12 protein-coding genes and 1 pseudogene are annotated in these 14,611 nt (G+C 37.8%); 10 read left to right on the plus strand and 3 right to left on the minus strand.

Features of this window, described 5'->3' with window-relative positions; translation table 11 throughout:
- Positions 1-86: 86 nt before the first annotated feature.
- On the plus strand, positions 87-401 hold the full coding sequence (locus SAY88_RS25970) for a PLP-dependent transferase (protein ID WP_431308863.1): 315 nt from the start codon (positions 87-89) through the stop codon (positions 399-401).
- Positions 392-670 (plus strand): annotated as a pseudogene (locus SAY88_RS25975) (PLP-dependent transferase); the annotation flags it as partial. The gene SAY88_RS25970 and the pseudogene SAY88_RS25975, both read left to right, overlap by 10 nt.
- Positions 671-727: 57 nt before the next feature.
- Here SAY88_RS25975 and SAY88_RS11350 read toward each other — a convergent pair.
- Complete coding sequence (locus SAY88_RS11350) at positions 728-1,168, minus strand: hypothetical protein (protein ID WP_332631910.1); 441 nt, start codon at positions 1,166-1,168, stop codon at positions 728-730.
- A gap of 287 nt (positions 1,169-1,455) precedes the next feature.
- Between SAY88_RS11350 and SAY88_RS11355 the strand changes: the two genes are divergently transcribed.
- Together SAY88_RS11355 and SAY88_RS11360 are read left to right on the plus strand one after the other, a co-directional pair.
- Positions 1,456-2,844: an efflux RND transporter periplasmic adaptor subunit gene (locus tag SAY88_RS11355; RefSeq protein ID WP_332631912.1), complete on the plus strand. Its 1,389-nt coding sequence runs from the start codon at positions 1,456-1,458 to the stop codon at positions 2,842-2,844.
- Positions 2,845-2,860: 16 nt separating this feature from the next.
- Complete coding sequence (locus tag SAY88_RS11360) at positions 2,861-5,968, plus strand: efflux RND transporter permease subunit (RefSeq protein WP_332631914.1); 3,108 nt, start codon at positions 2,861-2,863, stop codon at positions 5,966-5,968.
- Positions 5,969-6,050: 82 nt separating this feature from the next.
- On the opposite strand, the gene SAY88_RS11365 is transcribed toward SAY88_RS11360, so the two are convergent.
- On the minus strand, positions 6,051-6,449 hold the full coding sequence (locus SAY88_RS11365) for an SET domain-containing protein (protein ID WP_332631916.1): 399 nt from the start codon (positions 6,447-6,449) through the stop codon (positions 6,051-6,053).
- A 471-nt stretch (positions 6,450-6,920) separates the two neighbouring features.
- Here SAY88_RS11365 and SAY88_RS11370 point away from each other — a divergent pair, with 471 nt between their 5' ends.
- The 5 genes from SAY88_RS11370 to SAY88_RS11390 all read left to right on the plus strand — a co-directional run bounded on the left by SAY88_RS11370 (position 6,921) and on the right by SAY88_RS11390 (position 11,934).
- Positions 6,921-8,096, plus strand: coding sequence for a TraB/GumN family protein (locus SAY88_RS11370; protein WP_332631918.1), 1,176 nt, complete (start codon positions 6,921-6,923; stop codon positions 8,094-8,096).
- A gap of 228 nt (positions 8,097-8,324) precedes the next feature.
- A complete protein-coding gene (locus SAY88_RS11375) occupies positions 8,325-8,711 on the plus strand; it encodes a hypothetical protein (RefSeq protein ID WP_332631920.1) in 387 nt (128 codons plus the stop codon).
- Positions 8,701-9,210 carry a hypothetical protein gene (locus SAY88_RS11380; protein WP_332631922.1) on the plus strand — a complete coding sequence of 170 codons (510 nt, stop codon included), beginning with the start codon at positions 8,701-8,703 and terminating at the stop codon, positions 9,208-9,210. The genes SAY88_RS11375 and SAY88_RS11380 overlap by 11 nt, the downstream gene beginning before the upstream one ends.
- Positions 9,211-9,356: 146 nt before the next feature.
- A complete protein-coding gene (locus SAY88_RS11385; protein ID WP_332631923.1) occupies positions 9,357-11,405 on the plus strand; it encodes a peptidoglycan D,D-transpeptidase FtsI family protein in 2,049 nt (682 codons plus the stop codon).
- 349 nt (positions 11,406-11,754) lie between these two features.
- Complete coding sequence (locus SAY88_RS11390; RefSeq protein WP_250095539.1) at positions 11,755-11,934, plus strand: hypothetical protein; 180 nt, start codon at positions 11,755-11,757, stop codon at positions 11,932-11,934.
- A gap of 73 nt (positions 11,935-12,007) precedes the next feature.
- Here the strand turns inward: SAY88_RS11390 and SAY88_RS11395 are convergent, their stop codons facing one another.
- Positions 12,008-12,667 (minus strand): phosphatase PAP2 family protein, encoded by a 660-nt coding sequence (locus SAY88_RS11395; protein ID WP_332631925.1) that lies wholly within the window; start codon positions 12,665-12,667, stop codon positions 12,008-12,010.
- A 387-nt stretch (positions 12,668-13,054) separates the two neighbouring features.
- Here SAY88_RS11395 and nikA point away from each other — a divergent pair, with 387 nt between their 5' ends.
- A complete protein-coding gene (nikA, locus tag SAY88_RS11400; protein WP_332631927.1) occupies positions 13,055-14,605 on the plus strand; it encodes a nickel ABC transporter substrate-binding protein in 1,551 nt (516 codons plus the stop codon).
- Positions 14,606-14,611: the final 6 nt, after the last annotated feature.

Here is a 14,611-nt window from a genome sequence, read left to right on the forward strand (position 1 = left end):
ATTCATTTAAAGGGTTCTTGTTAATCCGGATCAACTGGAAATCTCTAAATGAGAGCTCTTAAAGATATAATACGAGGAGGATAATGATGAATAGGAATAAGAATTATCATTTTGAAACGAAAGTTGTTCATTCTGGGTATGATGCAAAACAACATTTAGATAGTTTAACAACACCAATTTATCAGACATCAACATTTATGTTTCCTTCTATGGAAAAAGGGGCCAAACGATTTTCAGGACAAGAACCTGGGTATATTTATTCACGGATTTCTAATCCAACCGTTTCAGTCCTTGAAGGAAGAACGTATAGCGCAACTAGAAGTAGGGGAGGCAGCACTAGCATTTGGCTCTGGTATGGCAGCAGTCTCATCACCATTAATTGGAATCATAAAAGCAAATGAAAAAAGGAGGAGGTCTTCTTTCTTTTGAGATAAAAGGACATATGAAGATGCAGTCAACGTAGTTAATCATCTCCAGCTTATTCCTATTGCGGTTAGTCTTGGAGATGCTGAAACAATTATCCAACATCCGGTCTCAATGACTCATGCTCATCCCAGTTGAAGAAAGATTACGGATGGGTATCTCCAATGAGCTTCTTCGTTTATCGATAGGGCTAGAAGCGTGGGAAGATATATGGGAAGATTTAAATCAGGCATTAGACTTAGTTTAATCAGATTCCTATAGGGTCATTTGACCTTACAGGAATCTTTATACATATTAAAAATTTTCAATAATTGGAATTGGAACGATTTTGTTCCTGTTCTCGTTCTTCAATAATATCCTCAATAATCTTTGAGTGTACGGTTGCCCACGATCGTTCTCGGAAGTGAATACTAACACTAATTGTAACGGCTGTTAAATAAATAAAGACAAACAGTAACCAGAGGTATCCATCATCGTTCTTAAAGAACTCTTGTACTTGATTCCCAAATATAAAGAGCACCCAAGGTATAGCGGTTACTAAAATCGGAATTAACCCAGAACCACTTTTTTCTTTTAAAATCCAATAATGAATATTTCCAAGTGTCCGTGTTTCAATTACTTGGTAAAAATGTCTTATTTCCTTTAATTCTTGAAGCTCTTTCGATTCCTCAAGTTTAAAGCCTTTTTGATACTTCTTTTTTATTTTTAAATAAAATTTATGTGCGTCCCCGCGAAAAGAAACCATAAATCCCTCCAACTTCTCTATGCTATTATCAAAAGTGATATCATCCTTAGCCTTGACAGCTTATCAGTCAGATAAACGAAATTATTTATAGTTCATGTTCAGTTCATATTAGATTGGTACGATCAATCATTAGAGAGTCTTATATAAAATGTAAGTTCATAAATTAGTTCATATTCAGTTCATTTATTAATGATAGAATGTTACTTGGATCATTTATTAACAAGTTAAATAGGTGAAAAGGCTTATTCTAAAGGTATAACGATTTTAATTAATTGGAGGGCAAATGCATGGTAAGTAAGAGAAACTTTTGGGTAGCATTAATGTTAATGACTATAGTTATGTTAGCTGGGTGTAGCTCGCAGATGAATGAAAATAGTGTATCAGCAGATGAAGAGCAAGCCCCTATTCATCCAGTTGAAATAGAAGAAATAAAAAAAGGAACGCTAACTAATGACGTGAATTTATCAGGACATGTAATGGCCGGCTCACATATGGCTGTTTTACCGATGTTGGCAGGTGAAATAAAAGCGGTACACGTCAAAAATGGTGATACGGTACAACGTGGGGACACCCTTTTTGAGTTAGATACAACAGATGCAGATTTAAACATTGCTCAAGCGCGTGCAGGATTAGAAGCTGCCCAAGCGAGTCTAACTAGTGCCAAAACCATGAGAGATCAGAGTGTAAAGCAAGCAGAAATGCAGGTAGAACAAGCAAAGAATACGTACAATATGATTTCAAATGCTGAAGATTCGTCGGATGTTGATCTTTCTGAAGTGCCTGAAGAGCTTCAGGCCGTTTTTGCTAGTTTACTAGGTGGAAGTATGCCGACTGAACAAGATAAACAACAAGCAAAAGCTGCTGTAAGACAAGCTGAGATGGGATTAGAACAAGCAAAATCAACCGATCAAATCAAAGCAGCTGAAGCCTCTGTAAAACAAGCTGAAATTTCTGTTGATATGGCAGAACAACAAAAAACACATGCTGTTGTAAAGGCGCCGATGTCTGGTCAAGTTACAGGCCTTGATGTCAGCGTAGGGGAAATGGCATCACCTCAAGCACCGCTTTTACAACTAGTACAAATGGATTCACCAGTAGTTGAAGTAAATGTTAACGAATCTCAGCTTCCTAATTTAAAGGAAGGACAAGAAGTTGTAGTTCATATTAGGTCATTCAATCAAACGTATGAAGGCAAGATCAACTATATAAGTTTGCTACCTTCTGAACAATCTCGTTCATATCCTGTTGAGATTGAACTTGCGAATCCAGATGACAATCTTCGTGTAGGTATGCTTGCAGAAGTGTTGATTGAAACTGGTGGGGATAATGAACAAGTTGTTGCACCTGTAAATGCAGTCATTGAACAGAATAATGAAACATTTGTGTATGTAACTATAGATGGTACAACTGTAGAAAGGCGCGACCTTTCAATTAATGGTGAAACGGCAGAATGGTTTGGGATTGAAAGTGGTTTACAAGAAGGAGAATACGTTGTTGTAAGAGGGAGTCACCAGTTATATGATGGTGCACTGATCAATATTCGTAACGATATTAATCCGTCGTTTGAAGAACAAGACGATAAAGAAGTCGAACAAGAAGGTCTAGATGATGAAAAAGAGTTAAGTGAAGAACAATCTATCGAGAATGTTGAAAGATCTTCTACTAAAGGTAATTAAAACGGAGGTACTGTAGTTGAAACTGATTAATGAATCTGTCAAGCGACCAGTTGGCGTCATCATCATTGCTCTTGTGATGATGATTTTAGGAGGAGTTTCATTATCTGGGTTAAAGGTAGATTTAATGCCAGATATGGACTTGCCAATTGCTGTTGTCATGACACCGTATAACGGTGCTGCGCCTCAAGAAGTTGAGAATTTAGTTACTAGACCTCTCGAAGGTGCGTTGAGTGCTACTGAAGGTTTAGACACGATGCAGTCAATTTCTGCTCAAAATCAATCTCTTATTCTATTAATGTATGATTTTAATACGGATTTGGATACGGTCATGTTAGATTTGCGAGATAGGATTGATATGGTTCGACAAGGGCTGCCAGAAGGGGCTGGTGACCCAAGTGTTATGCGCTTTGATCCAAATCAAATGCCAATTATGCAGATTGGGGTCTCGGGAGAAATGGATTTAACGAGACTCACGCATATTGCAGAAGATAGTATTATCCCTCGGCTTGAACGAATACCTGGAGTTGGTCAAGTTGAATTAACGGGTGCACAAGTAAGAGAGATTGTTGTGGAGCCTGACGTGAGAATGTTACAAAATTATGGTGTGACATTAACTCAGCTATCACAAATTATTGGTGGAGAAAGCATGAGTTCTCCTGCAGGTGAGGTGGAACGCGGAGGACAAGAAGTGCCCCTTCGAATCGTTGGTGATTTCCGCTCAACAACAGATATTGAAAACATTAACATTCCTCTTCAAACAGGGGGGACGATAAAGTTATCTGAAGTTGCAGACGTGAATGATACGTTCCGTGAGGTGTCTTCTTTAGCTTATGTCAACGGGGAACCTACTTTAAGCATTGATATTGTAAAGCAAGGGGATGCGAATACAGTAGATGTTTCAGATGCTGTGTCAAATCAATTAGAGACGATCGAATCAGAGTTAACACAAGGTGCGTCATTAACAAAAATTATGGATTCGGCCGAGTTCATCAAAGACTCTATTCAAAGTGTTGTTATGAATATGATTCTAGGTGGATCAATGGCAATTATCGTTCTACTAGTCTTTTTAAGAAGTTTTAGAAGTACATTAATTATTGGTTTATCGATTCCAATAGCGTTAATCTCAGCATTTACATTACTATATTTTGCTGGTCAAACGATTAATATTATTACTCTTGGTGGATTAGCACTAGGTATAGGATTATTGGTAGATAGCTCGATTGTCATTTTGGAAAACATCTATAAATACCGTGAAAGAGGCTACAGCCGTGTTGAAGCTGCCAAAAAAGGGGCATCAGAAGTATCTTCTGCTGTAATTGCCTCAACATTAACAAGTTTAGTTGTCTTTGTCCCGATTGTTTTTACTGGTGGTATTGCTGCAGAGTTGTTTATGCCGTTAGCTCTTACGGTCGGTTTTACTCTGCTTGCTTCTTTGGTTGTTGCTTTAACGATTGTACCTATGTTATCCGGTCTTTTGTTGCCGAAGATAGCTGTGGTAGAAGAGCCTAAAGGGTTTGGGAAGGTAAGCGACCGTATTGGACAATTCTTTGATGGTGTCGATAACTTCTATCGAAAGATGTTAAAGTGGGCAATCAGACGCAAAAAAACAATTGTTTTTGGTACATTAATCTTACTTATTGCTAGTTTGGGTGGAGTAAGATTCGTAGGAGTAGAATTAATCCCAGCGTTTGATCAGGGTGAAATAACAGCTAGTTTTGAAATGCCTACTGGTACATCTTTAGAAGAAACAAGAGAATCGTTAATCGAACTTGAAGAGTATTTATTAAATACAGGTGTTACAGAAGTCATTTATTCCTCTGTTGGTGGAGGGGGAATGATGGGAATGGGAGGTGGAGGAGGAAATAGTGGAGACCTCTACATCCGTCTTGTACCAGCAAGTGAACGAAATGTCACGACAAATGATGTGATAAAAGGTTTCAGTGATTTTTCTGAGACTCTTCCTGATATCGATCTTAGTGTGATGGCCTTTGAAAGTGATGGTATGGGTGGAAACCCGATTGAAATTGAAGTTCGTGGCGAAGATTTTGATACGTTAAGACTTGTTGCTGACGATATTCAAGAAATCATTAATAACGTCCCTGGTACGAACAATGTTACGCATTCTATGGGGGATGCAAGACCTGAAGTGCAAATTCATGTTGATCGTGATGTAGCTGCACAATACGGTTTATCATATGGAGATGTGATGCAAACAGTTAGAAACAGTGTGACTGGGGTTGTTGCAACACAAATGCGAACAGAAGGTCAGGAGATCGATATTTCAGTTATTTTGCCGATTGAATACAGAGAAAATTATAACCAAATTCAAAACCTTCCTATCTTAACTCCAACAGGAGATATGATTTCTCTATCAGATGTTGCAGAATTTGTGCAGGCTGAGGGGCCAAATGTGATAAATCGACAAGATCAAACGCGCGGTGTTTCAATAACAGGCGATATTATGGATCGGGATTTAGGAAGTGTTATGTCAGAGATAGAAGCGGAGCTTGATCAATACATTTTCCCTGAAGGGTATGATTATCAAACAGGTGGAGATTATGAAATGATGCTCGATGCTTTTTTTGATCTTACTCTAGCATTAGCTCTTGCTATCTTTTTAGTCTATGCGGTTATGGCATTCCAGTTTGAAAAAGTGTTGTATCCATTTATTGTAATGTTTAGTCTTCCTGCTACATTTATTGGAATTATACTTGGTTTCGTCTTAACAGGCAGACCTCTAAGTGCACCTGCCTTTATTGGGGTCATTATGCTAGCAGGTATTGTTGTAAATAATGCCATTGTACTAGTCGATTACATTAATAAGCTAAGAGAGCGTGGACTCGAGAGAGAAGAAGCCATTTTACAGGCAGGGCCTACAAGGTTACGTCCCATTCTAATGACGATGCTCACAACGGTTCTTGCCATGGTGCCACTTGCAATTGGAATTGGTGAAGGTGCAGAACTTCAAGCGCCGATGGCAACTGTTATCGTATTTGGTTTATCCTTCTCGACATTTATTACATTGCTCCTTGTACCAGTTATGTACATTTACACGGACAACTTTACAAATTGGTGGAAAAGGTTATTTAGACGAAAGAAAGACCATGAAATAGAAACAGATTAAAGAAAAAGTAAGCCTGCTTGAGGGAGAGTTTCCTAAAGGCAGGCTTACTTTGTTATATGGGTTTTATAAAGGTTATTTCCGTTTATTCCTCTTTTTCTGTACCCTGTTCTTTGTTAAACCAAAGAGGTTCCGTATCATTGACATCGCCATTATAGTTAATCAAGATCTCATCTCCTGCTTTTATATCCGTGTATGCATAGTAATCAAATGTATGGGCCTCGAAATTAATATCATAAGTGGCATTTGGAGTATATGAATGATTAAAGAGCATTCCATATCCTAAAACAATGGCCCCGTGATTAATTCCATACTCATAGACGTAATCGGAAAGAACTGTATGTTCAATTAAAATGTGCTGTTCATTAGGATAAGGGAGGACAGGGGCTGTGTGAATGAGCTGCCCTTTCTTTATATCTTTAGTTGCAAAGACACCTCGATTAAATTCCCCATCGCTAAGTTTTGATTTTTTAACTTCTATCATATTGTCACCTACAAGCTTTTATTTTTATAAATGGCTGTTTTCGCATACTTTGTTGTTTTTATGGGTTACGTGCCCTTCACATGTTCGTTCCACCTGAGCTCCATCCACTCGCTTTCCGCGGGGAGGTGCCGAGCCTCCTCGGCTGCGCCTGTGGGGTCTCGCCCCTATGCATCCCGCAGGAGTCGAGTGATTTCCGCTCCATTTTACTCCGGAAAAACTATATCATAGCAACAATCTTTACGAAAATAGCCTTATAAATAAAGTTTATCAACCATATTATTTTTGCAGATTTAATGATTTTTTACAATAAAACACTATTATTTAAGACCAAATTGTTTTTGAGTAGTCTCATTACAGCCTTAACGGAATAAAAAAGTTTTATTTTTTCCTACAGTACAATAAAAAGTGTTAAAATGGAAAATATGCAAAAGACATATATACTTAGAGAGAATACATAAAGGAAGGTAATTTATGTCGGAACAAAACATAACAAGATTACATATATCAGGGAAAGAGTTAATTCTTATTGGAACGGCACATGTATCAAAGCAAAGTGCAGAACAAGTAAAAGAAGTGATTGAATTAGAGAAACCTGACACGGTTTGTGTGGAGTTAGATGATCAAAGATATCAGTCCATAAAGGATGCTAATAAATGGAAAGACATGGATATCTTTAAGGTTATCAAAGAAAAGAAAGCAACTCTTCTACTTATGAACTTAATTATAGGTTCATTTCAAAAGAGAATGGCTAAACAATTTGGAATTAAGCCTGGTCAAGAAATGATACAAGGGATTGATTCTGCAGAAGAAATAGGTGCTAACCTTGTCCTTGCTGATCGCAATATCCAAATTACTTTTGCAAGAATTTGGCATGGTGTGGGATTATGGGGAAGAGCAAAACTAATGATGGAAATTATTTATAGTGTTTTTAGCAAAGATGAAATTTCCGAAGAAGAAATGGAAAAGATGAAATCAAAAGATATGCTCAATTCGATGCTTCATGAATTTACAATTGCCTTTCCTAAATTAAAGAAACCATTAATTGATGAACGGGACCAGTATTTAGCACAAAAGATTAAAGAAGCACCTGGCAACAAAATTGTTGCTGTTTTAGGTGCTGCCCATGTTCCTGGTATTAAAGAAGAAATTAAAAGAGATCATGATTTAGACTCTTTATCCAAGCGACCGCCTAAGTCTGTCGCACCTAAATTAATTGCATGGTTCATCCCACTTCTTATTTTAGGAATTATTGGCTATACCTTCTATGCTAACCCTGCTGTTGGTGTAAATTTAACGATGAGTTGGGTACTTTGGAATGGCTTTTTTGCTGCAATGGGGGCAGCTATTGCTTTTGGCCACCCGTTAACGGTCACTACAGCCTTTATCGTAGCGCCACTTACTTCGTTGTATCCACTTCTTGCAGCCGGATGGTTTGCTGGTTTTGTCGAAGCGTATATTCGAAAACCGAAAGTTGGGGATTTTGAAAATTTATCAGACGATGTGTTTACGGTAAAAGGTTTTTGGAGCAACTCTGTAACTAGAATTTTACTTGTTGTTGTGTTGGCAAACTTAGGTAGCACGTTAGGGTCTATCATTGGAGGAGCCGACGTAGTTCGTATGTTTATACAGAATATTTTAGGATCTTAGTACAGACACCATGTCTCACAATTTGAGGCATGGTTTTTTGTAAACAAATGATTGATTAACCGTTTTATTACTAGGCATTAAGTTATGATAATATCCTAGGATTTTGTCATTTTTGTTACAAACATCTGACCTTTGTCGTATTTTCTTGTTTTCGATCGAATTTTTGACATAAACATTGTATAATAAAATCTTGAGTGAAAATAGATTCATATAAGGGAGGATTCTATTATGATGGAATGGACGTTAGCCATACTGTTTGGTTCAGCCATTTTGTTGCTCATTTTGTCGTTTTCTAAAACTAGGCAATCTCAAAAAGCAGCACAACAAGAATTGGAACAATTCTCTATTTCGATAATGGAAGAAGTGTATCAGTTACAGAAGAAAATGCGTGATTTTGAGCTTGATGCTGAAATTTCTGCAAATGAGAAAGGAAAACAATCTGTTTCTCCTAAACAAAGAATCTTAATGCGTGAAGTACTAGACTTACATAAGCGCGGATATTCATTGGAAGGGATTGCTACAGAAACAGAGTTAACTGAAAATGAAGTAAGACTCTTGCTTACTCCTTACCTAGAAGAGAAAGACGAAAGGAGAAAAGTAGCCAATGACAGCTAACTCATTGCGGAGCTTTGCTGGAGGGATGCTTATTGCAGCAAGCGTTTGCGGAGCAGTTTACTTTTTCGGATCAAGTGATGTAGTTCAAACACAAGCAGAAGAGAAGATGTCAATAGATGAAATGAAAACCACATTAGCAGCCGAAGGATATTTCATTTATACAGAAGAAGAATGGCAAGAGCAACTAGAATATGTTGCGGCTGAAGCTTATGAAGAAGCAGAAGCAAGCATTGCGAGTCAAGGAGATGAAGAAACAGAGGAAACAGAGGAAACGAACGAAACGGTTGAATACCGTACGAAGTTGATTCTAACTGTTTCATCAGGAATGACGAGTATTGATGTAGGAAATGCTCTTGTTCGAGCAGATATTATTGATAATTCAATGGCTTTCTTTAATGAAGTAGAAAGTCGCGGGCTTGCGAATTCATTGCGTCCAGGTACATTTGAAATTACCAGTGACATGTCGTTAGATGAGGTCATCTCAACCATATTTAAATAATGATTTTTAAGAGATACATGGCGGTTGCTTGTGTCTCTTTTTCTTTGTTTAAAAAGATACTCCGATTGAAATAGTTTTAAATGGTAGCAAATGGATAATAAAACTATTAAAATAAGAATAGATTAACATATATGTGGGGGGTACAAATGAAAAGAAAGTTTCAGAAGTATGTTGTTGTAGTTAGTGCACTCTTATTAATTGGGTGTTCTACAGATGACCCAAATCCTGAAGATGTAGTTGAGGGGTATATTCATGCTTGGGAAAATCAGCAATATGATGAAATAGTCGGTTTCCTCACATTAGCTTCTCAAGAGGAAGTATCAAACGGGAGTGTAACGTTAGCTGAAAAATATACTGAAGTTCATGAACAGATGGAAGTTTCAAATATTGAAATCAATTACGAACCAAGAAACTTTGAGGAAGAAAAGATTGATTGGGAAGAAGTTAGTGACCTTACATATCCAGTTACTGCACAGTTAGAGACATTAGTTGGCCCAATTACATATGATTCAGAAGTACAAGTAGTTAGAGAGTTGCAAACAAATGAAGAGGGAGAAGAGGTTGATGATTGGTTTGTAAGCTGGCAACCGAACCATCTCTTTGAAAGTTTTCAATCGATTGATGATGAAATCGTCTACCAAACAATAACTCCAGAAAATCGTGGGCAAATTTTTGATCGAAATGGTGAGCCTCTTGCCATCAACGGCCAATATCGACGGATTGGTTTTCAGTACGAAAAAATTGAAGATTTAGAAGCGGAAGCAAAACAACTTGCTAATATTCTTGGTCTAAAAGCGGAAGAAGTGGAAGAACTCGCTGTTGTTTATAAGGATACGAATCCAGATTGGCTTGCACCGATCATGTACGTCCCATTAAATGATGAACGTATTCATGAAATTGATGAAGCCGACATTCCAGGTGTTGTTGTGGATACTAGACCAGGACGCGAATACCCTTATGCTCATTTGACTGCTCACTTGACAGGAGACCTTAGAGAGGTAAATGCAGAAGACTTGGAGCGTGAGGATTGGCCTGGTTACGGAGCTGGAAAACATATTGGTCGATTTGGATTGGAAACCGCATATGAGGAACAACTCCGTGGTGAGGTTGGTTTTGAAGTACGAGTCGTTGATGCGAATGGCGAGATACGGGATATTCTTATGAATCAAGAGCCGAAAGACGGTAAAGATTTAATTTTAACGATTGATGTGAATGTACAAAAAAAATTATTTGATGCATTAGGTGATGAAGCAGGGGCCGGTGTTGTCATGGATCCAGTTTCAGGCGAAGTAACTGCACTTGTTAGTCGACCTGTATTTGATCCGAATCAAGTTTATTTAAAAACGAGATCACCTGAACGTACAGCTTGGATTGAAGATGAACGGAATGTAAATCTGATCCGCTTTAATCGTACATTCTCTCCTGGGTCTGTGTTTAAACCGATTACAACTGCTATAGGAATGGAGGAAGACGAACTTGATCCAAATGAAGTTGTACACATAGAAGGCGAAAGATGGAGAGCTAATAGTGGCTGGGGGAACTATCAAGTAACTCGAGTTAACCCAAATGTTACTGACGTTGATTTGAAAGAGGCAATGAAGTACTCCGATAACATATATTTTGCGCAAAAATCCTTAGAAATTGGGACAGAACGAATGATAGCTTGGGCTGAAAAGCTTGGTTTTTCAGAGGAGTTTACATTTGAATATCCACTGAATGATTCACAGATTGTAAACGAAGGACTTGATGATGAAATTCTTTTAGCTGATACGGGTTATGGACAAGGAGAAGTACAAATGAACCCTGTTCATTTAAGTAGTTTATATACAATGTTCGTAAATGAGGGTACCATTATTCAACCGATACTTTTTATGGAAAGTGAGTCGAAACCATGGAAAGAACACGTTATAGAACCAAGTACAGCAGAAACGGTATTAGAAACACTCTTTGCGGTAGTTAATGAGCCAAATGGGACAGCATACAGAGGAAGCACGGGACATACTCGTACACTTGCTGGAAAAACAGGAACTGCAGAGATTAAAGACACTCAAGGTACGGAGGGTGACGAAATTGGTTGGTATACAAGTGTAGATGTTAACAATCGCGATTTTCTTGTCACCTTAATGGTTGAAGGCCGCGGGAGCAGCGATGTCGTTGATATGGCAAATAGGTTTTGGGCAAGTATGGATAGATAGGCTGATTTATAGAGAGGCCACTGAAAAAGGTACGGTTTTGACCTTTTTCAATGGCCTTTAAGCAATGAGCGGAACCGTTGCTTTGTCTTAAAGCCTGTTATGAGTGGGTTTCTCATAGCAGGCGCGCAACGTGTGGAGCCATTGCTGCTTCCTCGAATTGACTAAAAATGACTTTTTCAGTAGCCTCATTTATAGCTAGCTTTATTATAGTCAATTTGTTGATATACACAGGAAAGGTAATGCTTTTCTGTGTATATTTTCTTGTTCAGCTAAGAGAATTTTTATTTAAAATATTTCAGGTCTAAGTCTGTATGTCCCTCCATACTCTTGTATGGAGGAGGAGGTTAATATGGCGATATCACGTTGCGCAGATTGCGGATCTATTGATCAAGTAGAGTCAAATGGGAAGGAATGTCCTTATTGTGAACGGTTGCTTTGTATATCTTGTATACATAAGCAAAGAAAAGTTTTTTCTTGGAATGGCTGTACGAAATGCTGTATTGACTATCGATCATTAGTTCATAAGTAAAGGCGCCATTTTTGGCGCCTTTAACGTGTTTGGAATTTTCACATCCATTTACTTATCCTAGGTAATGAATACTTTACGTATAGGATATTCTGCCTTTTAACAAAAAGCGAAGGAATAGCAAACAAAAATAGAACCACGCAATGGATACCGTTCCCGCTGCAAGAATATCTGATGGAAAGTGTGCTCCTACAATCACTCGGCTTAAACTAACCAAAACAATCATTAAAATGAAAAGAAGGGTAAACGAAACCTTTGTGAACGAATCTCTGATAATATGAATACAAATATAAATTAAGAATGAAAAGAAAATAAAACTTCTCATAGTATGACCGCTAGGAAAGCTATAGGAGGCAACTTCTAATGAGTAACCGAATACCTCAATTACACTCATCTCGCCGGGTCTTTCCCGTTGAAACAGGATTTTAAGAAGGAAGTTTAATGCGATACCACCAAATGTAACTGTAAATAAAAATAGAGCATATCCCCACATCTTTCTAACTAATAAATAAAAACCAATAGCGAAAGTTGTAACTAAAATGACCTCGCCTGAACCGATTTTCGTAATCCATTCCATGAATAAGATTAATAATGGGGATGCATTCTCTGTTACCCACGAAATAATCGTTTGATCAAAAAAAACCAATTGGTTACGGTAGGAAAGAATAGCTATAAAAATAAACAAAATAAGGCAACCTGTCGCAATAAAAAATTGATGCTTGTTTGATTCTACCATAAGCTGTCACTCTTTCTAAATTCATAATAAGGTTCTATTGTAACATCACAAATAATAGTCCGGAAGAATAATATTATGAAAAACCTCAGACAATTTTTATAGCTAAAATTATTCCAAAGTGGCTTAAAGAGGAAAAGAAGAAAAGTCCGTACGGCTATTATTCTTTGAAGTTGTCCTAAAAGGTAATAAACATTTGGGACAACTTTTTTTTGCTGCTCTATGAAAAAAAAATAATAGAATCTTAATTAAACTAGAAAATATTTCATAATGGTTACGATTTATGATTGACATTCAGTAATTTCTTAAAGTAAATTAGATAAGTGGAAATAATAATCGTTACGATTTGTTCTATTATATGTACATGTGGTTAAAAAAAGGAGTGGAGTAATGTTTCAAAAACAATTAATGATGTATCTCGTTTTTGCTATGATTCTTGCTTTTGTTACGGGGTGTAACTCAGGCGAGGATCCTAGTTCGCAAGGGGAAAGTGAAATATCTTCTGAAACCGGTGATAAGTCAATAACGCTATTGTTTAGCTTTGCATCTACAACAATAGACCCACATCAAGATTGGATGGGTGTACGTGCAGGAATTGCAGAGACGTTAGTGAAGGTAGATGAAGATTTAGACATCAAACCATGGTTAGCTGAATCTTGGGAACAAAACGATGATAGAACATGGACGTTTACAATTAGAGAGGGAGTCACATTCCATGATGGAACCGCAGTTAATGGGGAAGCGGTAAAAGCTTCGTTTGAGCGTATAATGGAAGTCAACGACGCACTTGCATCCAATCTAAAAATTGACACAATGGAAGCAAGTGGCCAGGATATTACGTTTACTACTACCGAAGAGTACCCGGCTTTTGTCTCAGAATTGGTACATACAAATGCTTCCATCATCAAGGTTGATGCAGAAAATATTAGTGAACAACCAATAGCAACAGGTCCATTCCAAGTAGTTGATTTTACATCGGAAGCAGAAGTGAAACTAGAAAGATATGACGGTTATTGGGATGGAGCAGCAAATTTAGATGAAGTGACGGTCAAGTTTAACTCTGATGGAAATGTCCGTGCACTTGCCCTTCAATCAGGTGAAGCTGACATAGCCTATCATTTGCCTCCTGAGACGTTAGATCCAGTTGAAGCTAATGATAACCTTCGTGTTGAATCGGTGTCGAGTTTGCGAGCTCATTTCGTTCTGTATAATGCAGCAAAACCTGCCTTACAAGACTTACACGTTCGAAAAGCGATCGATCTACTAATAAACCGTGACGTCGCAGTAAGTGAAATCATGAATGGACATGCAACAGCTGCAAATGGACCGTTCAACCCTGACTTTGCATTCGCAAATAATGAAGAGCCAGAAAGTTACGATCCATCTCAAGCAGAAGCCTTATTGAAACAGGCTGGATATGAGAAAAATGAAAATGGGAAATTAGAAAAAGATGGAGAGTCTCTTACATTAACATTGGCAACATTTCAAGGAAGACCTGAACTACCTTTAATGGCGCAATACTTGCAAGCGGAAGCGGCAAATATTGGAATAGAGATTAACATTGTAACAGTTGAAAATATTGATAGTTATTTATGGGATCAACAAGATGAATGGGATCTTGCGACGTACTCGATGCTAACAGCTCCTAGGGGAGACGGTGGATATTTCTTAAATGTTGCCTACTTACCAGAGGGGTCTTTGAATCCAGGGCAAATCAATATTCCAGAACTAAATGAATTAACACAACGATTAAATGTAATAGCTAACGTTGATGAACGAGTTGCCTTGCAAAAGCAAGCGGTTGAGATCATTCAGGAAGAAGTTCCACAATCATTTATTTTATATCCTCATATCATTGTAGGAGTTAGTGAACGAATTAAAAACTGGAGCCCTGGCTCTGAAGAGTACTACCTAATTACAAATACTATGGATGTAGAATAGTGGAAA

It is taken from the genome of Halalkalibacter flavus (assembly GCF_036663575.1).
Taxonomy (GTDB): Bacteria; Bacillota; Bacilli; order Bacillales; family Bacillaceae_D; genus Halalkalibacter; species Halalkalibacter flavus.

Bases quoted from the DNA above. Each gene is read 5' to 3' on its own strand.
- SAY88_RS25970 (WP_431308863.1), top strand. From the start codon at position 87: ATGAATAGGAATAAGAATTATCATTTTGAAACGAAAGTTGTTCATTCT.
- SAY88_RS11350 (WP_332631910.1), bottom strand. From the start codon at position 1,168: ATGGTTTCTTTTCGCGGGGACGCACATAAATTTTATTTAAAAATAAAA.
- SAY88_RS11355 (WP_332631912.1), top strand. From the start codon at position 1,456: ATGGTAAGTAAGAGAAACTTTTGGGTAGCATTAATGTTAATGACTATA.
- SAY88_RS11365 (WP_332631916.1), bottom strand. From the start codon at position 6,449: ATGATAGAAGTTAAAAAATCAAAACTTAGCGATGGGGAATTTAATCGA.
- SAY88_RS11370 (WP_332631918.1), top strand. From the start codon at position 6,921: ATGTCGGAACAAAACATAACAAGATTACATATATCAGGGAAAGAGTTA.
- SAY88_RS11375 (WP_332631920.1), top strand. From the start codon at position 8,325: ATGATGGAATGGACGTTAGCCATACTGTTTGGTTCAGCCATTTTGTTG.
- SAY88_RS11380 (WP_332631922.1), top strand. From the start codon at position 8,701: ATGACAGCTAACTCATTGCGGAGCTTTGCTGGAGGGATGCTTATTGCA.
- SAY88_RS11385 (WP_332631923.1), top strand. From the start codon at position 9,357: ATGAAAAGAAAGTTTCAGAAGTATGTTGTTGTAGTTAGTGCACTCTTA.
- SAY88_RS11390 (WP_250095539.1), top strand. From the start codon at position 11,755: ATGGCGATATCACGTTGCGCAGATTGCGGATCTATTGATCAAGTAGAG.
- SAY88_RS11395 (WP_332631925.1), bottom strand. From the start codon at position 12,667: ATGGTAGAATCAAACAAGCATCAATTTTTTATTGCGACAGGTTGCCTT.
- nikA (WP_332631927.1), top strand. From the start codon at position 13,055: ATGTTTCAAAAACAATTAATGATGTATCTCGTTTTTGCTATGATTCTT.